Raw genomic sequence first — 22,210 nt, 5'->3', positions numbered from 1 at the left:
GTCCTCCGTCAGCGTTTGGCGGCGAGGCCGGCGAGGAAGATGTCGAAGGCGTGCATCGCCTCAGATGTCGAGACGGTTTCGCCCCACAGCCGCTGCAGCACGATGCCCTGGAACATCGCGACCATCGCCCGCGCTGCGCCGCGCGGCTGCACGCTGCGGTCGATCGCGCCGCTCTTCTGACCGCGCCGCAGCAGGTCCACGATCAAGGCGATCGGCTGGCGGATGCCGCTGGTCACCTGGTCGCGGACCACGTCGTCGCGCAGCGCTTCCGCCCAGAGCTGCAACGCGACGCGGCGGGCGCGCAGGCCTTCTTCCTTCTGCAGGTCACCGAGAAAGCCACGGGCGATCGATCGCAGGTTCTGCAACACATCGTCCGACCGGTCCTTGACCGTGAGCAGCGCGCCGTCGCGACCATGGCGACTTTCCCCGATCGCCTGGATCAGTTCCTCCTTGCCGGCGAAATGCCCGTAGATGCAGCCGGCGCTGAGCCCGGACTGCTTGATCACGTCCTGGATCGTGGTCTGGTGGAATCCCTGGCGCGCAAAGCAGATCTCCGCGGCCTGCAGGATCTCCTCGCGGCGGATCGCAAGGGTCTCGGGTTTCACCTTCGGCATTGTCGGTCCTTGTCAGTCGCGAAGCGGGCACCGCACGCCCGGTGCAGGGCCGACCTTGACGATCGTTGCCGCCCATTATAAAGAACGAATATTCGTTTTGTAAAGAGAGGAGCAATCGACATGATCGGCTTTGCGAAACTTTTGTAGCATCCGGGCGCGGGCGAGATGGCCAATATCGAGCTGCCGTCGACCGGTTCACGCATCGCGTTTCTGCTCGCGTCGTTCGCAATCGTGCTGCTGTTCGAGGCCGCGTTTCCGCTGTTCAGCTACGGCCGCGGCGAGCGGATGCGCAACATCGGCCGCAACGTCGCCATCACCGTAATCTTCGTCGGCGTGAACCTGCTGCTCAGCCCGTTGTCGCCGCTGGCCGCGCAATGGACGTGGGATGCGAAGTTCGGCCTGTCCTGGTGGCTCGGCCTGTCACCGCCGAGCCAGCTGCTGCTCGGCCTCATCGGGCTCGACCTGTTCGCCTATTTCGCCCACGTCTCGATGCACAAACTCGGCTGGATGTGGCGCTTCCACCGCATGCACCATGCCGACCGTTTCGTCGACGTGACCACGGCCTTCCGTGAGCATCCCGGCGAAACGCTGTGGCGGATCGGCTGGCACATCGCAGGCGTGATCGTGTTCGGAACGCCGGCCTGGGTGCTGGTCACTTATTTGACGCTGTCGGCGCTGAACGCGCAGTTCGAGCATGCCAATATCCGCCTGCCGGAGCGGCTCGACCGCTGGCTGCGGCTCGTCTTCGTGACGCCGAACATGCACAAGATGCATCATTCCCGTCATCAGCCCGAGACCGACAGCAACTACTCGAACCTGCTCTCGATCTGGGACCGGCTCGGCGGCACCTACAATCACGGTCCGCGCTTCGCGGAGCTGCGTTACGGCCTCGATGGTTTTGATGATCCCGAGAAGCAGTCGCTGCGCGGGCTGCTCAAAATGCCGTTCATGGGCGATTGGGGACGGACCGGGGCAGGGCCGGACGACAATGCGGAGCGATCGCCGCCGCCGCCCGTGCTGCCCTGGCCGTGATCACGCTCTGGTACTGCTGCGTGATAGGCCCGAGGCGTACGCTTCCTGGCCCGTCATCCTCGCGCAAAGGCTTCGCCTTTGTCGCTGGAGGTGCGAGCTCTTGCGAGCCTCGAAGGGTGCACGGCCCCGCTGGTGGCCGTCGACCCTTCGAGACGCGCGCAAGAGCGCGCTCCTCAGGGTGACGGGGTGATTGCTCAGCTTGCTCAGTGTCATCACCCGCGCATGCGGGTGATCCAGTATTCCAGAGACCGCAGTGCTTGCGCCGAGGGGCCGCGGCGTACTGGATCGCCCGGTCGAGCCGGGCGATGACAGCGGTGGACGAGGATATAGCCTCACATCCTCTCAGGGTGACGGATGACGGGTATTGTGCCTATGGCACAGTAAGATTAAGCGGCGTTGCGCAGCCCGGCGAGGAAGGTGTCGACGCTGTGCGACAGCGCGGAGGCGTGATCGCCGAGCTGGCCGGACGTATCCAGCACGCTGCCGGTGAGGGCGCGGGATTGGCCGGCGGCCTCGCTCGCGCCGGCGATATTGGCGGAGACTTCGACGGTCCCGGCGGAGGCCTGCTGCACGCTGCGGGCAATCTCCCGCGTCGCCGAGTCCTGCTGCTCGACGGCGGCCGCGATGGCGGTCGCGATCCCCGAGATCTCGCGGATGGTGCCGCTGATGTCGCCGATTGCGCCGACGCAATTGCCGGTGGCTGACTGGATCGCGCCAACCTGGCCGGCAATTTCCTCGGTCGCCTTCGCGGTCTGGCTCGCCAATCCCTTCACCTCGGCGGCGACCACGGCAAAGCCGCGGCCGGCCTCGCCGGCGCGCGCCGCCTCGATGGTGGCGTTGAGCGCCAGCAGATTGGTCTGGCTGGCGATCGCGCTGATCAGGCGCAGCACGTCGCCGATCTTCTCGGCAGATGCGGCGAGGCTCGTCACCATCTCGGTGGTCTCCCTGGCCTTGGCGACGGCATTGTCGGCGACATGGCTGGAATGGGTGACCTGGCGGCCGATCTCGGTGATCGAGGAGGCCAGCTCTTCGGTGGCGGCTGCGACCGCATTGACGCTGGCCGATGCCTCCTCGGACGCGGCGGCCGCCGCCGTGGTCCGTTCCGAGGCGCCGTTGACGCTGGTGGTGATCTCGTTGGCGACGCGCTGCATGTCGCTCGACGACCGCGCGACCGCGGCGACCATGCCCTTGACGTCGGATTCGAAACGGTCGGCCATCTGCCGCTGCAGCGCCTGCTTGTCGGCCGCAGCCTTCACCTTGTCGGCCTCCTGCGCGTCGCGCAGCGAAGAGGTCTCGATCATGCCGCGGCGGAACACGTCGACCGCCTTGGCCATGGTGCCGAGCTCGTCGCGGCGCTCGCTGCCGGGAATCGTGACGCTGGTGTCGCCGCTCGACAGGCGGTTCATCACTGCGGTAATCGCGGTCAGCGGCCGGGACAGGCCGCGGCCGAGCAGGAAGGCGAGCAATACGGCTGCGGCCAGGATCGCGACCGTGCCAAGGATCAGATTGCGCTGCGCGCTTGACGCCGCGGCTTCATAGTCGCTGGTGTCCTTGATGATCTCGAGCACGGCGACCGGCGCACCGGCATAGTTCTTGATCTGCCCGAGATAGAGCTCCACGGCATGGCCGTCGAGATCAGCGTCGCGCAGCAGGGCCGAACCGTTCATCACACCCTTGAGCTCGTCCTGGGTCGCGACCACGGTGTCGCCGAAGGTCGAGGACAGCCGCTTGAAGCTCTGGCCGTCGAAGGAATGCACGGCGAGGTCGATGCCAAAGCGCTTCTTGGCGCGGTCGACGAATTCCTTGCCGAAGGCGGCGCCGACGTCGACATTGGCCAGCGTCTTGCCGTCGTGCATGATCGGGGTCATGCCGAAGATCGAAAGCGCTTCGCGGCCGGGCTCGACGCCGACGATCGGCTTGCCGGCCTTGATCGACTCCACCACCGTCGTGCGCCGCGCCGAGGCGTCGTCGCCGAAAGTTTTCGCCGCGTGGACGCGGTAGAAGCTCGTCGCCGGGGCCTGCCAGAACGAAATCAGCGGGATGCCCTGCGCCTTGATCGAGGCCCAGGGAGCGCCGAGCAGCTTGCCGAGGCCATCGCGGTCGCCCCTGGCGATGGCGTCTTCGACCGGCGGCAAGGCGGCGATCACGGCTGAGACGGCCAGTGCCGCGCGCCCCTCATATTCGATCGCTGCAATCACGCTGTCATATTGCAGCTTGAGCTGCTGATCGAGCGCGAGCCGGGTCAGCGCGCGCTGCTGGCTGATGGAGAAGCCGCCGAGGATGGCGCAGGCGACTGCAACGGTCAGTGAGATCGCCAGGATCAGGCGGGCGGCAATCGATCGAAGCGTGAACATGGGACCTGCGGAACTCCAGGCATTAGCGCCGCCCGCAAAGTTTCAGAAAAAGCTTAACAACCGCATGTTGCGCCGCCGGTATTCGTGCCGGCGGCATCGTGCCGGTGCCTACTTTCGTACCATGCACGATGGGATTCGCGGCGATATCCGACCCCAGCCCTCCCCCGCAAGCGGGAGATGGAGCGCAGCGTCCTCGCGGTCGTCAGGGCGTGTACTCATCTGTGGACGCCCCGCCAGATGCAAGCGGTTTTTGAAGAAGATTGGCACGTAGTCGGATGCTGCCATCTGTCCGGCCTCTGATGCAGCGATGGAGCTGCGGGCCCGTATGGGAGTTCGCGGACCGGAACCAAATCATAAATGCGTGCTCCAGGCACGATGAGTACATCTGGTTCTTCCGGCCCCGTCTCGCCGACTGTTGCGCCATACCCTCCTTCGACCGACTACACCTCTGACGACCTCTGGCCCGCCAAGATCACGCCTTGGCGGCAACCGGAGCTCTGTAGTTTTCGCACTTGACGAGTAGCGCCCAGACGATCCGCGCCATCTTGTTAGCGAGCGCGACGGTTACCAGCATCCGCGGTTTACGAGCCAGCATCTGTTCGAGCCACGAACCCCTTGGCGCACCGCGTTTGCTCGCCTGTTGCACGACCGCGCTGCTGCCGATGATGAGGAGGCGCCTGAGCGTGCGTTCGCCCATCTTGGATGTCGCACCGAGCTTCTGCTTGCCGCCTGTCGATCTTTGAAGAGGCGTGAGACCCAACCAAGCGGCGAAGTCACGGCCTTTAGCAAAGGTCTCGGCCGGCGGTGCTAGAGCGGCGATCGCGGTGGCGGAGATTGGGCCAATGCCGGGAACGGTCATTAGCCGGCGCGATACTTCGTCCTCGCGAGCACGTCGCGCGATTTCCTGGTCGAGGTCCGCGACCTTGCCATTGAGGTCGGTCAGCAGGTCCAACATCAATCGGAACATGGCGTGGGCCGCTTTGGGAAGCGAGCTGGCCATCTCTTCTTCCTCGATCAGGTCGGTAAGCATCGCCACGTGCGACGGCCCCTTAGGTGCGACCCAACCATATTCAGTGAGGTGTCCCCGGATCGCGTTGATGAGCTGCGTTCGCTGCCGCACTAACAGGTCACGGGTCCGAAACACCAGACCCGCCGCCTGTTGCTGTTCGCTCTTCACGGCTACGAACCGCATGCTCGGCCGCTGCGCTGCTTCGCAGATCGCCTCGGCATCGATCGCGTCATTCTTTTGCCGCTTCACAAACGGCTTTACGTAGGCGGGAGGGATCAGCCGAACTTCATGGCCAAGCTGGGCGAGTTGACGGGCCCAGTGATGGGCTCCGCCACATGCCTCCAGAGCTACCGTGCAACTCGGCTGGGCTGCGAAGAAATCCAGCAGCTTTCCTCGGCTGATCCGTTTGCTGAATATAGCTCGCCCTTTCCCGTCTGCTCCATGAGCGTGGAAAACATGCTTGGCGATATCCAGACCGATTATGATAACCTCTGACACGGACGCCTCCCTTAAGTGGTGCTCAACACCTCCACTTTGGCACATCGATGCCGTCGGGCGGGGCGTCCACCCCATCATAAACGCCAGCGGTCCGATGTCCGCTTCCGGAGAATAAGCGGACATCGCGAAGCCACGTCGAAATCGGTCGAGAATGACCCATCTCAGACCTCGCGCATTTGTCCGTGTGGCGCCCGTTGAACCAGTAAACGCCTCGTTCGGACGTCGCGGTATCGCTGACTGGCCAAGAACCGATTGTATTTTGTCAAATCGTGCTTAGTTAACAAGCATCGTCCTTTGTCAAAGACGGCCGAGAGTTCGGCGCTCCCAGAGCAGAGTGGCTTCCTCAGAATGGGGCTAAAAATGACAGAACTTCGAATTGACGCGGGCAAAGCAGAACGAATAATCGCGCAAACCTTGCACGACGAAAAGGGCATACCTCCAGCCGATGCAGCCGCCGTGGCTGCAAATATTTGTCGGCGGCTTACGATGGCGATGCCGACGAGCCCCTCATTGGATCGCTATCGGATCATTTCGAGAGAGCCTCCAGCCGGCGACGGTTTCGCGAGTGCAGTGGCTAAAGCGCTCACTGAAGGGAAGAGTGAGCTTTGGAACGCCAGCGAACTTTGGGAGCTTGTTTACAATCAAGGTCGCCATCTTCGGACGAACTAGCAATAAGCCGCGTTCAATGCCTGCTACTGCTCGGACCCAACTGCCCGAAAGCATCGCCCACCAGACCCCGCGGCTCGAAGGCTCTCGGACTAACATCACATCTAAATTGAAGAGTGAGCAATTTTGCTCAGACGAGAGCTAAGCCGTGTGCTGATTTGGCAAGCTCCGGAGGATTGCTCTATCCGGGGCTAGCGCAACGCCACCAAGCATTATTCAGCTTGGGGGCGTTGTGAGCTTGCCTAGGTGATGAGTTGTCCCGCATATATTTGCATTCGGCCCTGCGTGGTCATTCGAAGCCTGCCCGATAGTTCGACCATGTAACCCATTGCGATCAGCCGGGCGCTGTGTTCGGCCGGGATCACTGCTGGGGGGCTGGTTACGGAGGACGTGTTGCCGACTATAAGCAAGGAAGCAAACTCTTCCGGGCTAAGCGTTTTCGTTTTTGAGACCATGATTCGAGTATGGCCATATCTTAGCAGTTCCGGATGTTCAATTTTGAACAGATCAGCAAATAAGGCCGCCTCAGTTGACGACCGCTTTCATGTATTGATGGATGCCATGTCGCCTCTTGGCACCTCGCAACTGCGCGCACAAGTCCGAAAATGCATCTGTCGAGCAACGTAGTTAGCGGGGCGGGTCAGTAGTTTTGTGGAACCAATAGACCCACCCCTGTACTCGCGCCGTCACTTCATTCCTTGCAAGTCTTATCAGCCATCAAGGCTGCTTGTGCTGACGCCTGTGTCGGATGTGCCGTACCGATGGCCTTCATGTTGCCGCCAGCGGCAGGCTGGGCATTGACAACGTGACACTTCATCGTCGCGGTATCTTGAGCCACGTAGAACGAGGAAGCGCCTGATGGTGGTGCTTGACCGGTAGTTTTGTCCTGCTGCGCGAATGAAGGCGCAGTGAATGCGATAACAGCAACCGTCGCCAAAAGAACTTTCGTCATGGTGTCTACCTCCTGGTTAGAGACAGGGGACAAATAGAGCCAGGCGATAAGAGGTTCCTGCGATACTGGATTTATTTCATGTGCGAGTTGGAGTTGATTTCGTGCGCCTTCGTTTAGCACTTCCGATGTGAGCAATATTGACCAGCCCCGCATTGGCGTATTGGGCTAGACTGGGTCCATCGCCGTCCGAATAGGCAGTTATCGGCGACAGAGAGATCGGTAATGCTCCCGCCCAATACAGGGGAAGGCATGATGTCATCTGTCCAGCCAAATCCGCTATACAGCCGCGCGGAGATCGGAATTCTTCCGTGCTCCAGGTGTGGCAAGCCTATGCGGTTGGCTTGCATCGAACCTGCTCAACCCGGTCATGAAGTCCGCACCTTCCAGTGCCCGGAATGCAAGACGACTGGAAGTTTTGCAGTTGCGATCTAGCCGCCACTCTGGTCGGTGTTTGCGACCTGTTGGGTCCGGCTCGGGCTTCGCTTGCTGACCGTTCCATCAGCTCATCGGCAGCCTGGTGCTCCCATCCTGGCTGCGAAAAGCTGCCATTGTGCGGCACTTTTACTTCGAACGTCGGCGGCTGAATGGTAAGCTAGGTGTCCCACCGCGCGGGACGAAACGGGACATGCCAGAAAATACCAACCACGCAATATTTGATCCTAAGGAGTTTCTCGCCAAGGTAGGCGAAGGGAAGACCATCCTCGCGTTTCGCAAGGATGAGATCGTGTTTGCGCAGGGCGACGTGGCAGATACGGTTTTCTATATCCAGAAAGGCCGGGTCAAGGTTGTTGTCATATCCGAGCAAGGCAAGGAAGCCGTGGTCGGCATTTTGGAGCCCGGCCAGTTCTTTGGCGAAGGCTGCATGAACGGCCATTCGCTGCGTATCGCGACGACGACAGCGATGGAGGAATGCCTGGTGACCGCGATAACGAAGACCGCCATGGTCGCGGCATTGCACGATGAACCCAAATTTTCCGAGCTGTTCATGGCCTATCTGCTGACCCGCAACAGCCGGATTGAAGAGGACCTGATCGACCAGCTCTTCAACTCCAGTGAAAAACGATTGGCGCGCCTGCTGCTCCTGCTGGCGAATTTCGGCAAGGAGGGCAGCCCTCAACCGATCAGTCCAAATATCAGCCAGGAGACATTGGCCGAAATGATTGGAACGACGCGATCCCGCGTCAGCTTCTTCATGAACAAATTCCGCAAGCTCGGCTTCATCAGCTACAACGGAAAAATCGAGGTCAACAGTTCATTGCTGAACGCGGTCTTGTACGACAAGCCCGAGATCAAGCGCGGATTGTAAACGATAAAATTGCGCCTCAAGCGTCGCGGGCCAACGCGAACCGCCGCGTCGTTAGTGGCGACTAAACTCTTCAGAGCCAATTGCATGGACGCGCCGGCCCTTCCTGTACCTGGACAAGGGCACACCTGCTGAATATGGCGCCGCCCTCGAGCACACCATCGCGCAAGGCTGGCTGGAGATCCACGAGAGCGTGACGTACGTGAAGATTCTCCCGGCCGGAAACGAACTGTTCGCCTGAAATGAAAAGGGGCCGCGTCACGCGAATGAGGATCCTTTAAAGCACCTTGCGCGTTGAGGCCCCATCGAGGGGCTGAACCTGAAGGTGGGTTATGAGCGACGTTCCTCGGGATATTCAAAGAAAGTTCGAACGGCGGTGGGCCGCCAGATTTGCGCGGCCAGTGGAAGCGCGCCGGCCCGAAAGGCATCAGTCTAAAAAGCCGGATCAGCGCCTCGCCGCTCCCTCAAAACCCAGAGAAAAACCCGCCGAATTGAACCGGCGGCCCTGAGGCGTGCGAGCGCGGGACCGTAAGCCGCACCGTTGCACCGCTTGGCGACTGGCAGCTGTTAGTCGAGCGGTCGAGAAAGCGCCGCAGATGAAACTTCTTCGCATTCGCCACTCAGTTGGGCGTGGGCCAGCCGTCAGACTACACGCGGCAGTCGCGCCCAAATCGTTAATTTCTTTTCGAGAGTGATCAAAATTGACCAGCCTTGGAACGTCGGCTGTTCCAACCTCCGGCCATCACCGCCCTCGGCGTCTGCCGGTGACTGAGAGCGTTCGCGCTCCCCGCCCAGAGACAAGGGAGCGTGGCATGATCGAACAACCCCATTTAGATTCATATTCAATCCCAGCACGCGTCAGTCTTGGCATTGCTATTTTCGGCGGCACACTGCTTATCGCGGTGATGCTTACGGGTGCCTTCATCGTGCATTGAGGCCGCCTCAGTTGTCTTCCGTGATCTTGCCCTTGCCGTCACAGGCTTTGCATTTGACCGGATAGATTTTGTGGCCCGGCTTTACCGACTGCATTACGGCCGGGAAGCCCGTTCCATTGCAGGCCGGGCAGATTCCCTCTTTGATCTTCGGCTGCATTTGAAGCCTTTCCGGCCGCCTCAGTTTGGGGGGCCACTATTTGTCAGGCGCGATCACCGGAGGCAGCGGCTGTGTAGGCAGGATGTTCGTCCGCCGCTCACGCGACATCGCGAGAGCCAACGCCAAGACGCCTACGGTTATGATGATCGCCCGACGCATGCGAGCATGTTGGTCTCTCCGGACAATATGCACAATCTGACTGAAGTCGAAGGTCGCCTCAGTTGGTGGCTACTTCCGTTTTGCTCAAGTCGCTTGTTGGCCCAAAACCGACATGCCGTGGTCACCCGGCGATGTCCGGCTTTCGGGGTAGAGCCGACATGGCGGATTTGTGAGTACACGCCCTCGTTCAATCTGACTTCATCACGCTTCAGCGCGTCGTCGGCGGGGCGGAGAGATTTCCCGCCAGGATCGCCTTGCCGGCATCCTCATACTGGGTGTCGCGGGCCTGGATCTGCTGCGCGATCGCGTGCATGTCGCGAAACCGCCGCTCGAACGGATTCTTGGCGAATACCGCCGTCGCCCCCGACATGTGATAGGCGATGTCGACCGCGGCGGCCGACTGGTGGATGGTCCAGGTCGAGGCGATGCGGATCGCGATCCGATGCGCCTCGCTGATGGAATCGCCGCGCGACAGATCGCGCCAGACGTCGCTCGCCGTCGCGTAGAGATAGGCGCGGGCGGCGCGCAGGCTCGCCTCTGTGCGGCCGATCTGGCCCTGCACGGCGTTGTTGTCGCGCATCGCCTTGAGGCCCTGCGGGGTCTTGCCGCGGGCCAGCTCGGTCGCCGCATCCAGCATGGCGCGCGCGACGCCGAGCGAGGTGGCGGCAAAGCCCATGCTGAACACCATGTTGGTGGTGAGCTTGTAAAGCGGCCCCGGTTCGCGGCACGCGGCCGGATCGTCGCGCAATGCCGCGAATTTGTCTGATATGAAGAGGTTCTCGACCGAGTAGGAATCGGTGCCCGTGCCCTTCAGGCCGATCACGTCCCAGACGTCGTACATCACAGCCTGTGACATCGGGAACAGGATGGTGCGGATCTCCGGCGAGCCGTCCGGCTTCTTGCGCGGCGAGCCGTCGGCCTCGACGACGCGGACATGGGCGCCGAGCCAGCTCGCCTGCCGCGAGCCCGAGGCAAAATCCCAGCGCGCATTGGCGCGGTAACCGCCGGGCTCGGCGCGGACCTCATGGGCGATCGCGCCCCAGGCCAGGATGCCGGGCGCGGTGTTGAAGATCTCGTTGGCCGCGTCGGGATCGAGATAGGCCGCGGTCATGGCGCAGACGCTGCACTGGCCGAGGCACCAGGCGGTCGATGCATCGGCCTTGGCGATTTCCTCCTGCATCTGCATGAACGCTTCCAGGGTCGCCTCGGCGCCGCCGAAGCGCTTCGGCAGCAGCGCGCGATAGAGCCCGTTCTCGACCAGCGCCGTGGTGACGGACGGCGTCAGCCGCCGCGTCCGTTCGATCTCGTCGGCTTCAGCTATGATCAGCGGCGCCAGCGCGCGCGCCCGCTCGACAAGGTCGAACCCCTGCGGCTTGTTCATGCGTTTCCTCGGCGCCTTCCGATGTTGTTGTTGGGCGGGTTAAGCGATGGTGACCCATCCGGCAGGGGAGGGCAAGGCGGGACGGCGCCGACGCAGATCAGCTATCCATCCGCTGCGCCGGCGCGTGATCGATCGACCGACGCGCACGCTCAGGCCGCGGCGCGGCCGAGGTCGAGCGACGGCTGGCGCTTTGTCGAGAAGCTCAGCGCGACTGCAACCGCGGCGAGGCCGATCGCGAAGGAACCGGCATGCAGCCATGTATAGCCGTGGAACGTGTCGAACACGTAACCGCCGGCCCATGGCCCGAGCGCCATGCCGAGGCTCGCGAAGGCCGACACCGCGCCGAACACCGTGCCCATGATCCGCGCGCCGAAGAACTCGCGCACCAGCACGGCATAGAGCGGCATCACGCCGCCATAGGCGAGGCCGAACACCACCGACAGCGCGTAGAATTCGCCGAGCTGCGCCACCGCGAGGTAAGTCGCAATCGACAGCGCCTGCACCAGCAGGCCGCCGACCAACACCGGCTTGGCGCCGAGCCGGTCTGCGAGCACGCCGAGCAGCAGCCGTCCACCGAGCCCGGAGAAGCCGGCGAGGCTATAGACCGTGACCGCGGTCAACGGCGCGATGCCGCACACCATGGCATAGGACACCATGTGGAAGATCGGCCCGGAATGCGCCGCGCAGCAGGCGAAATGCGCCAGTGCCAAGGTGATGAATTGCGGCGTGCGCAGCGCCTGCGCCACGGTCCATTCGGTTTGTGGCGCGTTCGCGGCCACGCCGGTCGCAACGGTCGATCCGTGCGGCGCGGGGCGCACCAGGAAAGATGCCGGAATCAACAGCGCCCATGCCGCGATGCCGATGACGAGCATCGCAAAGCGCCAGTCATAGGCCGTGATCAGCCAGCTTGCCGATGGCGCGACGGTCAGCGGCGATACGCCCATGCCGGCCGACACCAGGGCGACGGCGAGGCTGCGATGCTTGTCGATCCAGGCGCTGGCGAGCGCCATCATCGGCGCATAGAAGCTGCCGGCGGCGATCCCGATCAGCACGCCGAAGCACAGCTGGAATTGCCACAGGCTCTGCGCCTGGCTTGCCGTCACGAGGCCAAGGCCGAGCAGCAGGCTGCCCGCCAGCACCACGATGCGGGTGCCGAACCGGTCGGACAGCGCGCCCCAGGCAAACGCCGCAAAGCCCATGCAGAGGAAATCCAGCGTCGCTGCTGCCGAGATGCCGGCGCGCGACCAGCCCATCGCATCCGAGATCGGCTGCAGGAACACCGCGAGCGACAGCATGGTGCCGAAGCCGACGCAGGTCATCAGCGCGCCCGCGCCGACGACGACCCAGCCATAATCGAACCGAGCGTCCTTGCTCATGCGTTTCCCCGGCGCTGTTGTTTTTTGTGGTGCGCGAAGGGAGGATGGTGGCCTATCCGAGGTCCAGGGGCAATATGACGGGCAACATGCCTCTCATTCCGGGATCAGCGGATTGTGAGTTGCGTGCGCGAGATGTCGCAGCGACGCGGCTAAAGCGCGATGAGGTTGGGTTGAATCATCATCGCGCTTTAGCTTCTTGTTTGAGCATGATCTTTTCGGAAAACCGCGTCACACTTTTCCGGATCATGCTCTAGCCGCAGTTCCAGGCCCGCCCGATCGGCGTCCAGGTCCAGCACGGGCCAAAACTGCCGCCATTGTAGCGGCCGCGGTAGAATCCGGGGCGGCCGAAATAATGCCAATCCCCGCCATACCAATATTGCGGCGAATAATCCGGGTAGCCGCGGGCGGCGCCGCGCGGACCGAGCACGGGAATGGTTTCGTTGGGCGGCTGCCGGTAGCCGGGCAGGAAGCCATAGCCGTGCCAGCGGGTGCTGCCGTGCCGCTTTTTCGAGGAGGCGGCCGAACTCGGGTCCGGCTGCAGCAGTGCGAGGATGACGATCGAGAGAGACAGGATGCGCAACATGGCCAGAGCTTAGTCGGGCCGCTGCGCCATGGCGATTCAAATCATGGTGCGTTTTGTTGCTGGGACAAGAGTCGGCAACAGGCGCGCTTGCGGCAGCGCGTCAGCTATCCACCTCCGGCTACTTTGCATGGGGTTGTTTTCGAGATTTTCGGTTAGGGCAGGACCGGCGCGGTCGTCGTCAAGCTGGCGACAGTCCGTGCCCGCGCCTCAGCTGTCCACCTTGAGTGCGGCGATGAAGGCTTCCTGCGGGATGTCGACCTTGCCGAACTGCCGCATCTTCTTCTTGCCTTCCTTCTGCTTCTCCAGAAGTTTGCGCTTACGCGTGATGTCGCCGCCGTAGCACTTCGCGGTGACGTCCTTGCGCAGCGCGCGGACGGTCTCGCGCGCGATCACCTTGCCGCCGATCGCCGCCTGGATCGGGATCTGGAACATGTGCGGCGGGATCAGCTCCTTCATCTTCTCGACCATGGCGCGGCCGCGGCCCTCGGCGCGGGTGCGATGCACCAGCATCGACAGCGCGTCGACCGGCTCGGCGTTGACGAGGATCTGCATCTTGACCAGATCGGCCGGCTTGTAGTCGGTCAAATGATAGTCGAACGAGGCGTAGCCCTTGGAGACCGACTTCAGGCGATCGTAGAAATCGAACACCACCTCGTTGAGCGGCAGATCGTATTTCACCATCGCGCGGGAGCCGACGTAAGTGAGCTCCTTCTGCGCGCCGCGGCGGTCCTGGCACAGCTTCAGCACGCTGCCGAGATATTCGTCGGGGGTGAGGATCGTCGCCTCGATCCACGGCTCCTCGATCTCGGCGATCTTGACCACGTCGGGCATGTCGACCGGGTTGTGGATCTCGAACTCGGTGCCGTCGGTCAGCTTCATCTTGTAGATCACGCTCGGCGCGGTCGCGATCAGATTGAGGTCGAACTCGCGCGACAGCCGCTCCTGGATGATCTCCAGATGCAACAGCCCGAGGAAGCCGCAGCGGAAGCCGAAGCCGAGCGCGGCCGAGGTCTCCATCTCGAAGGAGAAGCTGGCGTCGTTCAGCCTGAGCTTGCCCATCGCCGCGCGCAGCGTCTCGAAATCGTCGGCATCGACCGGGAACAGGCCGCAGAACACGACCGGGATCGCCGGCTTGAAGCCCGGCAGCATTTCGGTGACCGGCTTCCTGTCGTCGGTGATGGTGTCGCCCACTCTCGTGTCGGCGACTTCCTTGATCGCGGCGGTGATGAAGCCGATCTCGCCAGGGCCGAGCTCATCGACCTGCGTCATCTTCGGCGTGAAGAAGCCGACGCGTTCGATGTCGTAGGCGGCGCCGGTGCCCATCATGCGGATGCGGCTACCCTTCTTCATGGTGCCGTCGACGACGCGGATCAGCACGACGACGCCGAGATAGACGTCGTACCAGCTGTCGACCAAGAGCGCCTTCAGCGTCGCGTCAGCGTCGCCCTTCGGCGGCGGCAGGCGGGTGACGATCGCTTCCAGCACATCGGGAACGCCGAGGCCGGTCTTGGCCGAGATCATCACCGCGTCGGAGGCGTCGATGCCGATCACGTCCTCGATCTGCTGCTTCACCTTCTCGGGCTCGGCTGCGGGCAGATCGACCTTGTTGAGGACCGGCACGATCTCATGACCGGCGTCAAGCGCATGGTAGACGTTGGCAAGCGTCTGCGCCTCCACGCCCTGGCTGGCGTCGACCACCAGCAGGGAACCCTCGCACGCCGCCAGCGACCGCGAGACCTCGTAGGCGAAGTCGACATGGCCGGGCGTGTCCATTAGGTTGAAGATGTAGTCCTTGCCATCCTTGGCGCGGTAGTTCAGCCGGACGGTCTGCGCCTTGATGGTGATGCCGCGCTCGCGCTCGATATCCATCGAATCGAGCACCTGCTCCTTGCCCGCCATTTCGCGATCCGACAGGCCGCCCGTCATCTGGATCAGGCGGTCGGCGAGGGTCGATTTGCCATGGTCGATATGGGCGACGATGGAGAAGTTGCGGATGTTCGAAATCGGGGCAGTTGTCATGGGGCGCGGGATAGCATCCGCACCCCCGCGCGGGCAACCATATTGCGGTATTTTGCAGGGCTGTGACGGCGAATCACCGGGGTGTTTCAGTCAGGGCTGCCGCGATCGATTTTCGGGCAGGTTTCTGCTAGGTCTTTCGGCCCAAAACCCTCGCTTCTCCTGGTATGCGCCGAACAGCTGGAATCCGAGGATGAACGCGATTGAAGAGGCCAATGTCGCGGCGATCGATCAGGCCGGGCAACGCGGATTGGCTGTGCGATGGGCGGCGTGCGCCCATGTCTTGCTCGCACTGATGCCGCCACTTGCGCATGCCCAAGACAGACGCGAGCTGCTCGACCGTCTGGTGCGCGCCTATCCCGACGCGCTGTCCGCCCACGACGACACCACGATCACCTGGCGCGACGGCACGGTGATGGCGGTCGATGACGGCGTCGCCGGCAAGCCGTTCGATCAATTGCTGCGCAACGCGTCGATCCTCGATCAGATGCGGTTGTCCTATCCGTCCGGGCCAGCGGCGCCGCCGGCCCCGAACGCCGATCCCGGCCGTTTCCGCAACGAGGCCTTCTTCAAGAAGATGTACGGCGACTGCAATACGGGCGAGGTCAGGCGGAACCTGGTGACGATCATTTGGCTGCCGCGATCCTGGGGCAAGCCGGTTCAGGTCACGCGGGTCAACGGCGTCGCCGAGCGTCTCAAGCGGGTCTCGGCCGAGATCGACGCGCTCGATCCTGCGCTGCGCGCCGCCGCCTTTCCGATCGCCGGTGTGCTGTCGTGTCGCGCCGTCGCCGATACCGGCCGGATGAGCATGCATGGCTACGCCGCTGCGATCGACCTCAACCTGAAAGTTTCGGATTACTGGCTGTGGGCGGGCAAGGGCAGCACAATCGCCTACAAAAACCGCATGCCGCAGCAGATCGTCGACATTTTCGAGCGCCACGGATTCATCTGGGGCGGCAAATGGTATCACTACGATACCATGCATTTCGAGTACCGGCCGGAGCTTCTCGGAAAATGAACCGGCCGGCTTGAGGCGTTCTCACGCCAAGCTGATTTCACTCGCCACAAAAACGCGCTAAAGCGCGCTGAACTGCTGGTGAGCATTCACTCATCGTCCTTCCGCTTCCATTCGGCATGTCCCTTCGGAAAACCACTTTCCACTTTTCCGGGTCATGCCACAGGCACAGGCCATGTCGACCGTCTCCACCCTCCCTGCCGCCCGGCGCACCAGCCGCAAGCTGACGATCCGGCGGATCGCCGCATGGGTTGCCTCGCGCGCAACCAGTCCCGGGACCGGCCTGTGGCTGGTGATCGGCTTTGCGCTGGTCCACGCGATCTTGTGGACGCTGATCCTGATCAGGCTCAAGGCCGCGCAGGACGTCCACATGGACGTCGCGGAAGCCTATGCCTGGGGCCAGCGCTTCCTGCTCGGCTATGGCAAGCATCCGCCGCTGTCGGGCTGGATCGCCGGGGTCTGGTTCAGGATATTCCCTGTCACCAACTGGTCGACCTACGCGCTCGCGATGGCAACCGTCAGCTTCGCGCTGGTGGTGTGCTGGCTGATTGCACTGCGGGTCGTCGATCGCCGCCGTGCGTTCTTCATGGTGGTGATGCTCGCGCTCTACCCGATCTTCAATTTCAAGGGCTTCAAGTACAACGCCGACCTCGCGCAGCTGGTGCCGCTGCCGCTCCTGGTGCTGGCCTATCTGAACGCGTTCGAGAAGCGCACGGTGAAATCGGGTCTCTGGCTCGGCTTTGCCGGCATGCTGGCGCTGATGACCAAGTACTGGGTGGTGACGATGATCGGCGCCATCGGGCTCGCCGCCCTGATCCATCCGCAGCGGATGCAATTCCTGCGCTCGCCGGCGCCTTGGGTTGCGATCGGCACGATGGTCGTGGCGATGATTCCGCATCTGGTGTGGCTGGAGGAGGTGAACTTCGTGCCGTTCACCTATGCCGGCGATGTCTACGCGCTGTCGAGCCGCGCGCTCAACGTCCAGCTCGTGATCGGCTACATCGTGCACAATGTTGGGCTGCTCGCGATTCCCGTCGTGCTGGGCCTCGTGGCGCTGCTGCTCGGGTCGGTGCCCTGGCGGCCGTCGGATGTGCTGGCGCGGATCTGGTCGCGCGGACCCAACCCGGGCGTCAATCGTCCGCAGGCGCTCAACGTCTGGATCATCCAGTCGATCGTCGCGATCGGACCGGCGCTCGGTGCGCTGGCTTTCGAGGTCTATATCAAGACTGACTGGGGCATCCCGCTGTTCTTCCTGGTGCCGCTTGCGCTGGTTGCGATCCCCTCGCTGCGCGTCCCGCGCATGGCGCTGTTCTCGATCACGGCAGTCTGGTTCGTGGCCACGGTTGCCACGCTGATCGCTGCGCCCAGCATCGCCACGCAGGAGATGGCGTCCAGCCACAATGGCGCCTCGACCTACGCCGCGCGCTCCGAGCTCGCCCGCGAGCTCACCGAGACCTGGCAGGCCAAATTCCATTCGCGCTGGGCCGTGGTCGTCGCACGTTCCGACATCGGCGAGCCAATGACGTTCTACAGCCCTGATCATCCGGCGTCGCTGGTGCCGGGCGAGGCGTGGTCGTCGGGGTTGACGTCGCTCGACGAGGCCAGGCGCCTCGGCTTCATCGGCGTCTGCGACACCACCGATCCGGTGTTCCTGAAGCCGTGCGAGGCATGGATGGCGGAGAATGCCAGGGATGCCGAGCCGCTGGTGATGACCACCATGCGGTTCTTCAACGGCCATCCCGGCCCATCGACGGTCTGGAAAGTCTATCTGGTGCCGCCGGCGAAGTAGCTTGCTCTTACCTCGCCCCGCTTGCGGGGAGAGGTCGAAATTCGAGCGCGCTCGAATTTCGGGTGAGGGGGTACATGTCTATCGGTAGACCGACATGGCGGTTAGAGCCCCTCACCCCAACCCTCTCCCCGCAAGCGCGGGGCGAGGGAGCGGACCGACTCCGCGGCACGCGAGCCCGTCCTTACGTGCCTTCCTCGTTGAACTTGCCGGCGACGAGTTCGGCGATGGCGTCGAGTGCTTGCTGCGCTTCCTCGCCCTTTGCCGAGACCACGACCGTGGTGCCGGGCCCTGCGGCGAGCATCATCAAGCCCATGATCGAGGTGCCGCCGACGGTCTCGCCGCCGCGCGTGACCCAGATCTCGGCGTTGAAGCGCTCGACCATCTGGACGAATTTCGCCGATGCCCGCGCATGCAGGCCGCGCTTGTTGACGATCAGGAGCTCACGGGAGATGGCGCCCGCCGGCACGCCCGGGCCGACCTGGTTCTCGCCCGGGGCCTCGCCGCTCATTTGCCTGCGAGAACGCGGCTGGCGATCGTGACGTACTTGCGGCCGGCTTCCTGGGCCATCGCGATCGCGTCGGGCAGCGAACGCTCCTCGCGAACCTTGGCGAGCTTGACCAGCATGGGGAGATTGATGCCCGCGAGCACCTCCACCTTCGGGCGGCTCATGCAGGAGATCGCAAGGTTCGACGGCGTGCCGCCAAACATGTCGGTGAGGATCGCAACGCCGTCGCCGCTATCGACGCGGTTCACCGCCTCGATGATGTCGCTTCGACAGAGATCGGAATCATCCTCGGCGCCGATCGTAATTGCTTCAATTTGTTTCTGCGGACCCATGACGTGTTCGAGCGCGGCTCGGAACTCGTCGGCAAGGCGCCCATGGGTCACCAGCACTAGACCAATCATCGGAAACTCCTCGCGGGCGCCCTTTGGTGCACCGCACGAACGCGCCACTTTGACCATCCAGAGGCCCTGCGCAAGAGGGCATCTTGGCTAGTCTCCCTGTTCCTGGCGGTAGAGAGGGGAGGCTGCGCCGGCAAAATCCGACGCGATAGTGGATGTGATATGGTTACCAATTCCCTTCTCACAATTGGCCGCAAGATTACGGGGACATGAACTTTCAGGTTGTCGTCAGCGCAGCGACAACCAGGGGCAGGGGTCGGAAGCCGACCGATACGGGAATTCGCGGTATTGAAACACCATTAAGGCAAGTCTTGAGCGCCTCCGGCGGCGGCAACCGCGCGGCATCGTCGGCCGCGAGGTCGACGACCAGCCCCACCACGGCCTCATTTGCGAACGGGCAATGGCGGATTCCGAGGCCTCGGATCTCGATCAGGCCGGCCAATTGCTGTGCCGGGCGAACCCACAATTGTTCGCCGGCTGTGTCGAGATAGACACGGTCATCCCCCACCAAAATGGCAGACGGGAGCACTCCGGTGCGCCCGGCGAGAATCAGCTCGAAGGCGAGACGCGACTTGCCGGCACCCGACGGGCCGCGGATCAGCACTGCACGCTCGCCGACCAGAACGGCGGATGCGTGCACGCTTGAATTGTCGCTCATAGCGACGGCAGCCTGACCACGAAGCGCGCGCCGGCAACTGCGGGCTTGCCATCTTCACCGGCCGGGCCGGGGCGGTTCTCGGCCCAGATGCGTCCGCCATGCGCTTCGATGATCTGCTTGGAGATCGAGAGCCCAAGGCCGGAGTTCTGGCCAAACCCCTGATGCGGCCGGTCGGTGTAGAAGCGCTCGAAGATCCGCTCCAGCGCGTCCTCGCCGATGCCGGGCCCGTCATCATCGACCACGACCTCGACCTCGCCGCGGCTGCGGCGGCAGACGATGCGCACCTTGTCGCCCGGCTTGGAGAATGATTGCGCGTTCGACAGCAGGTTCGAGATCACCTGGCCGAGCCGGGAATCATGGCCGGGCACCGAGAGCGTGTCGGTCGGTCCGCGGCCCTCGAAGCGGGCTTCGACGGCGACGTCGTGGCCGAGCCGGGTCTCGTTGGCGACGCTGGTCAGCGTGGTCAGCAGCCGGCGCAGATCGACCGGCGCCATGTCCTGACGCTGCAGCTCGGCATCGAGCCGGCTCGCGTCGGAGATGTCGGAGATCAGGCGGTCGAGCCGCCTGACGTCATGCTCGATCACGGCGAGCAGCCGCGCGCGGCTGTTCTCGTTGCGCGCCAAAGGCAGCGTCTCGACCGCGGAGCGCAGCGAGGTCAGCGGGTTCTTCAGCTCATGGGCGACATCGGCGGCGAACATCTCGATCGCCTCGATGCGGCTGTAGAGCGCGTTGGTCATGTCGCGCAGCGCGCCGGAGAGATGGCCGATCTCGTCGCGGCGCCCGGTGAAGTCGGGAATCTCGACGCGGGTCTGGATGCGGTGACGGACGCGCTCGGCGCTTTCGGCGAGCCGCCGCACCGGGCCCGCGATCGTGCTCGCCAGCAACAGCGACAGCATGATCATGACCGCGGAAGCGACGCCGCCGATCTTGAGGATCGCGAGGCGCTCGGACATCACCAGCTGGTCGATGTCGTCGCCCTGGGTGGTCAGCATCAATGCGCCGCGCACGGCGCGGAAATGCTGCACCGGAACCGCAACCGACACGATGATCGCGCCGCGGTCGGTGACGCGCACCGCGCTGCCCTTCATGCCATCGAGCGATTGCGCCACTTCGGAATAACCCTTGCCGCCCTCGGGGCCGAGCTCGCGGTAGATCGGCAGGTCGCCGCGGTTGAGCCAGGTCTTGATGGTGGCCTTGCTCTTCTCATACAGCGACGGCTTCTCCGACGGCGGCGGCAGCTCCATGCGCAGCACGTCGCCGCGCGCAAACAAATTGCGGCTGTCGAGGATCAGGCCGCCATCGCGGTCGAAGATGCGGGCCCGCGTCTTGGTCGGCGCGATCAGGCGGCGCAGGATCGGCGCGAGACGCTCCGGATTGATCGAGAAGTCCGCCGATTCATCCGGCTGGCCAAAACTCTCGCCGGGTTTCAGGTCGAGCAGCCGGTCGGGATCGATGGTGACGGTATTGCCTTCGACGGTCGCGGAGGCGGCGATCGCCTCCGAGATGATCTCGGCATAGACCAACAGGCTCTGCGTGCGCGCCTCGATCAGGCCGGCGCGGAATTGCGAGAGATAGAGGATGCTTGCGACCAGCGCGACGAGACCGGCAAGGTTGAGCGAGACGATGCGGCGCGTCAGGCTCGAGAACGACAGCGCAAAGAAGAACTGACCGGCGCGACGCAGCCAACCGAGCGGCCGGCGCCAGCCCTTGTCCTGCGCCAAGTCGTCCTGCGCCAAGTCCTGCGCAACGTCGTCGGCCACGGCCTCGTGATCGAGGACCTGTGATGCGTCCTCGGTGTTCAGGCCCTGCTCGAGCTGCGTTCGATCAAGCACTGGCAAAGCTGCCGGTTGGTATGGATGTCGTCCCGCGAAGCAATATGGTGGCCCGAGCTTACCCCAGCCGTGCGGAGCCTGTCAGTTAACAAGCCGCCCGGGAAGTGCAGATCAGGCTTCCTTGAAGCGATAGCCGACGCCGTACAGCGTCTCGATCATCTCGAAATCGTCGTCGACCACCTTGAACTTCTTGCGCAGCCGCTTGATGTGGCTGTCGATGGTGCGGTCGTCGACATAGACCTGGTCGTCATAGGCCGCGTCCATCAGCGCGTTGCGGCTCTTCACCACGCCGGGGCGGGTGGCGAGCGCCTGCAGGATCAGGAATTCGGTCACGGTGAGCGTCACCGGCTCGTTCTTCCAGGTGCAGGTGTGGCGCTCCGGGTCCATCCGCAGCAGGCCGCGGTCGAGCGCGCGGGCGTCCGGCTCCTTCGGTGCGGCGGTCGGATCCTTCGGCTGGCCGCGGCGGAGCACGGCCTTGACGCGTTCGACCAGCAGGCGCTGCGAGAACGGCTTGCGGATGAAATCGTCGGCGCCCATTTTCAGGCCGAACAATTCGTCGATCTCTTCATCCTTGGAGGTGAGGAAGATCACCGGCAGGTCGGACTTCTGGCGCAGCCGGCGCAGCGTCTCCATGCCGTCCATGCGCGGCATCTTGATATCGAGGATCGCAAGATCGGGCGGCGACGTGCGAAACCCATCCAGCGCCGACGCACCGTCCGTGTAGGTCATGATGCGATAGCCTTCGGCTTCGAGCGCGATCGAGACCGAAGTAAGAATGTTGCGGTCGTCGTCGACCAGGGCGATTGTGGGCATGAGCTGCTTTCACAATTTGAGAGTGGCTTAAACGGCGGGCACTCTGGCAACGCGCCGTGGAAATGGGCTTCGAACGCGGTCAACGAGCAATGCAAGCTGGGCTGAAGTGTGACCGAGTTCCGCAAAACGCTGCGACCCAAGCGATGGACCCCCATATAGCACCCT

The 22,210-nt window shown here is 63.4% G+C and carries 20 protein-coding genes; 6 read left to right on the top strand and 14 right to left on the bottom strand.

Annotation, left to right across the window (positions count from 1 at the left end; translation table 11 throughout):
• Nucleotides 1–8: 8 nt before the first annotated feature.
• Nucleotides 9–614, bottom strand: coding sequence for a TetR/AcrR family transcriptional regulator (locus HAP48_RS12320; protein ID WP_166213576.1), 606 nt, complete (start codon nt 612–614; stop codon nt 9–11).
• Between the two features lie 165 nt (nt 615–779).
• Here HAP48_RS12320 and HAP48_RS12315 point away from each other — a divergent pair, with 165 nt between their 5' ends.
• Entirely contained in the window at nt 780–1,646 is an 867-nt protein-coding gene (locus tag HAP48_RS12315; protein WP_224497029.1) for a sterol desaturase family protein, read from the top strand.
• Nucleotides 1,647–2,032: 386 nt separating this feature from the next.
• Here the strand turns inward: HAP48_RS12315 and HAP48_RS12310 are convergent, their stop codons facing one another.
• Together HAP48_RS12310 and HAP48_RS12305 are read right to left on the bottom strand one after the other, a co-directional pair.
• Complete coding sequence (locus tag HAP48_RS12310) at nt 2,033–4,000, bottom strand: methyl-accepting chemotaxis protein (RefSeq protein ID WP_166213577.1); 1,968 nt, start codon at nt 3,998–4,000, stop codon at nt 2,033–2,035.
• A 472-nt stretch (nt 4,001–4,472) separates the two neighbouring features.
• The gene (locus HAP48_RS12305) at nt 4,473–5,507 is read right to left on the bottom strand and encodes an IS110 family RNA-guided transposase (RefSeq protein ID WP_166205315.1); all 1,035 of its coding nucleotides are present in this window, start codon (nt 5,505–5,507) and stop codon (nt 4,473–4,475) included.
• 360 nt (nt 5,508–5,867) lie between these two features.
• Here HAP48_RS12305 and HAP48_RS12300 point away from each other — a divergent pair, with 360 nt between their 5' ends.
• Nucleotides 5,868–6,176, top strand: a complete 309-nt coding sequence (locus HAP48_RS12300; RefSeq protein WP_166213578.1) for a hypothetical protein — start codon at nt 5,868–5,870, stop codon at nt 6,174–6,176.
• Between the two features lie 688 nt (nt 6,177–6,864).
• Here the strand turns inward: HAP48_RS12300 and HAP48_RS12295 are convergent.
• A complete protein-coding gene (locus tag HAP48_RS12295) occupies nt 6,865–7,125 on the bottom strand; it encodes a hypothetical protein (RefSeq protein ID WP_166213579.1) in 261 nt (86 codons plus the stop codon).
• A gap of 625 nt (nt 7,126–7,750) precedes the next feature.
• Here HAP48_RS12295 and HAP48_RS12290 point away from each other — a divergent pair.
• Nucleotides 7,751–8,431 carry a Crp/Fnr family transcriptional regulator gene (locus HAP48_RS12290; RefSeq protein WP_166213580.1) on the top strand — a complete coding sequence of 227 codons (681 nt, stop codon included), beginning with the start codon at nt 7,751–7,753 and terminating at the stop codon, nt 8,429–8,431.
• An 809-nt stretch (nt 8,432–9,240) separates the two neighbouring features.
• On the top strand, nt 9,241–9,363 hold the full coding sequence (locus HAP48_RS50005) for a hypothetical protein (protein ID WP_256375221.1): 123 nt from the start codon (nt 9,241–9,243) through the stop codon (nt 9,361–9,363).
• A gap of 7 nt (nt 9,364–9,370) precedes the next feature.
• Here HAP48_RS50005 and HAP48_RS12285 read toward each other — a convergent pair whose 3' ends face one another.
• The 5 genes from HAP48_RS12285 to lepA form a co-directional block, all read right to left on the bottom strand.
• The gene (locus tag HAP48_RS12285) at nt 9,371–9,520 is read right to left on the bottom strand and encodes a zinc finger domain-containing protein (RefSeq protein WP_166213581.1); all 150 of its coding nucleotides are present in this window, start codon (nt 9,518–9,520) and stop codon (nt 9,371–9,373) included.
• A gap of 367 nt (nt 9,521–9,887) precedes the next feature.
• Entirely contained in the window at nt 9,888–11,060 is a 1,173-nt protein-coding gene (locus HAP48_RS12280) for an acyl-CoA dehydrogenase family protein (protein ID WP_166213582.1), read from the bottom strand.
• Between the two features lie 149 nt (nt 11,061–11,209).
• Nucleotides 11,210–12,436 carry an MFS transporter gene (locus HAP48_RS12275; RefSeq protein WP_166213583.1) on the bottom strand — a complete coding sequence of 409 codons (1,227 nt, stop codon included), beginning with the start codon at nt 12,434–12,436 and terminating at the stop codon, nt 11,210–11,212.
• A 250-nt stretch (nt 12,437–12,686) separates the two neighbouring features.
• Entirely contained in the window at nt 12,687–13,019 is a 333-nt protein-coding gene (locus HAP48_RS12270) for a hypothetical protein (RefSeq protein ID WP_166213584.1), read from the bottom strand.
• A gap of 207 nt (nt 13,020–13,226) precedes the next feature.
• Complete coding sequence (gene lepA, locus HAP48_RS12265; RefSeq protein WP_166213585.1) at nt 13,227–15,038, bottom strand: translation elongation factor 4; 1,812 nt, start codon at nt 15,036–15,038, stop codon at nt 13,227–13,229.
• A gap of 190 nt (nt 15,039–15,228) precedes the next feature.
• Between lepA and HAP48_RS12260 the strand changes: the two genes are divergently transcribed.
• Nucleotides 15,229–16,053, top strand: a complete 825-nt coding sequence (locus HAP48_RS12260) for a M15 family metallopeptidase (RefSeq protein ID WP_224497028.1) — start codon at nt 15,229–15,231, stop codon at nt 16,051–16,053.
• 172 nt (nt 16,054–16,225) lie between these two features.
• Nucleotides 16,226–17,839 carry a glycosyltransferase family 39 protein gene (locus HAP48_RS12255; protein ID WP_166213586.1) on the top strand — a complete coding sequence of 538 codons (1,614 nt, stop codon included), beginning with the start codon at nt 16,226–16,228 and terminating at the stop codon, nt 17,837–17,839.
• Nucleotides 17,840–18,020: 181 nt separating this feature from the next.
• Here the strand turns inward: HAP48_RS12255 and HAP48_RS12250 are convergent, their stop codons facing one another.
• From HAP48_RS12250 to HAP48_RS12230, 5 genes are all read right to left on the bottom strand, one after another.
• Nucleotides 18,021–18,347 (bottom strand): HPr family phosphocarrier protein, encoded by a 327-nt coding sequence (locus HAP48_RS12250; protein WP_166213587.1) that lies wholly within the window; start codon nt 18,345–18,347, stop codon nt 18,021–18,023.
• Complete coding sequence (locus HAP48_RS12245) at nt 18,344–18,745, bottom strand: PTS sugar transporter subunit IIA (RefSeq protein ID WP_021076632.1); 402 nt, start codon at nt 18,743–18,745, stop codon at nt 18,344–18,346. The genes HAP48_RS12250 and HAP48_RS12245 overlap by 4 nt, the downstream gene beginning before the upstream one ends.
• 214 nt (nt 18,746–18,959) lie before the next feature.
• Nucleotides 18,960–19,400 (bottom strand): HPr kinase/phosphorylase, encoded by a 441-nt coding sequence (locus HAP48_RS12240; protein ID WP_166213588.1) that lies wholly within the window; start codon nt 19,398–19,400, stop codon nt 18,960–18,962.
• A complete protein-coding gene (locus HAP48_RS12235; RefSeq protein ID WP_166213589.1) occupies nt 19,397–21,232 on the bottom strand; it encodes a sensor histidine kinase in 1,836 nt (611 codons plus the stop codon). The genes HAP48_RS12240 and HAP48_RS12235 overlap by 4 nt, the downstream gene beginning before the upstream one ends.
• Before the next feature lie 111 nt (nt 21,233–21,343).
• Nucleotides 21,344–22,045, bottom strand: coding sequence for a response regulator transcription factor (locus HAP48_RS12230; RefSeq protein ID WP_016843287.1), 702 nt, complete (start codon nt 22,043–22,045; stop codon nt 21,344–21,346).
• Nucleotides 22,046–22,210 lie beyond the last annotated feature (165 nt).

The organism is Bradyrhizobium septentrionale, from assembly GCF_011516645.4.
Taxonomy (GTDB): domain Bacteria; phylum Pseudomonadota; class Alphaproteobacteria; order Rhizobiales; family Xanthobacteraceae; genus Bradyrhizobium; species Bradyrhizobium septentrionale.
The sequence above is the reverse complement of the archived record's forward strand: the minus strand, read 5'-3'. Positions and strand labels throughout refer to the sequence as shown.

Coding starts and splice junctions, on each gene's coding strand:
- HAP48_RS12320 (WP_166213576.1), bottom strand. CDS start 614: ATGCCGAAGGTGAAACCCGAGACCCTTGCGATCCGCCGCGAGGAGATC.
- HAP48_RS12315 (WP_224497029.1), top strand. CDS start 780: ATGGCCAATATCGAGCTGCCGTCGACCGGTTCACGCATCGCGTTTCTG.
- HAP48_RS12310 (WP_166213577.1), bottom strand. CDS start 4,000: ATGTTCACGCTTCGATCGATTGCCGCCCGCCTGATCCTGGCGATCTCA.
- HAP48_RS12300 (WP_166213578.1), top strand. CDS start 5,868: ATGACAGAACTTCGAATTGACGCGGGCAAAGCAGAACGAATAATCGCG.
- HAP48_RS12295 (WP_166213579.1), bottom strand. CDS start 7,125: ATGACGAAAGTTCTTTTGGCGACGGTTGCTGTTATCGCATTCACTGCG.
- HAP48_RS12290 (WP_166213580.1), top strand. CDS start 7,751: ATGCCAGAAAATACCAACCACGCAATATTTGATCCTAAGGAGTTTCTC.
- HAP48_RS50005 (WP_256375221.1), top strand. CDS start 9,241: ATGATCGAACAACCCCATTTAGATTCATATTCAATCCCAGCACGCGTC.
- HAP48_RS12285 (WP_166213581.1), bottom strand. CDS start 9,520: ATGCAGCCGAAGATCAAAGAGGGAATCTGCCCGGCCTGCAATGGAACG.
- HAP48_RS12280 (WP_166213582.1), bottom strand. CDS start 11,060: ATGAACAAGCCGCAGGGGTTCGACCTTGTCGAGCGGGCGCGCGCGCTG.
- HAP48_RS12275 (WP_166213583.1), bottom strand. CDS start 12,436: ATGAGCAAGGACGCTCGGTTCGATTATGGCTGGGTCGTCGTCGGCGCG.
- HAP48_RS12270 (WP_166213584.1), bottom strand. CDS start 13,019: ATGTTGCGCATCCTGTCTCTCTCGATCGTCATCCTCGCACTGCTGCAG.
- lepA (WP_166213585.1), bottom strand. CDS start 15,038: ATGACAACTGCCCCGATTTCGAACATCCGCAACTTCTCCATCGTCGCC.
- HAP48_RS12260 (WP_224497028.1), top strand. CDS start 15,229: ATGAACGCGATTGAAGAGGCCAATGTCGCGGCGATCGATCAGGCCGGG.
- HAP48_RS12255 (WP_166213586.1), top strand. CDS start 16,226: ATGTCGACCGTCTCCACCCTCCCTGCCGCCCGGCGCACCAGCCGCAAG.
- HAP48_RS12250 (WP_166213587.1), bottom strand. CDS start 18,347: ATGAGCGGCGAGGCCCCGGGCGAGAACCAGGTCGGCCCGGGCGTGCCG.
- HAP48_RS12245 (WP_021076632.1), bottom strand. CDS start 18,745: ATGATTGGTCTAGTGCTGGTGACCCATGGGCGCCTTGCCGACGAGTTC.
- HAP48_RS12240 (WP_166213588.1), bottom strand. CDS start 19,400: ATGAGCGACAATTCAAGCGTGCACGCATCCGCCGTTCTGGTCGGCGAG.
- HAP48_RS12230 (WP_016843287.1), bottom strand. CDS start 22,045: ATGCCCACAATCGCCCTGGTCGACGACGACCGCAACATTCTTACTTCG.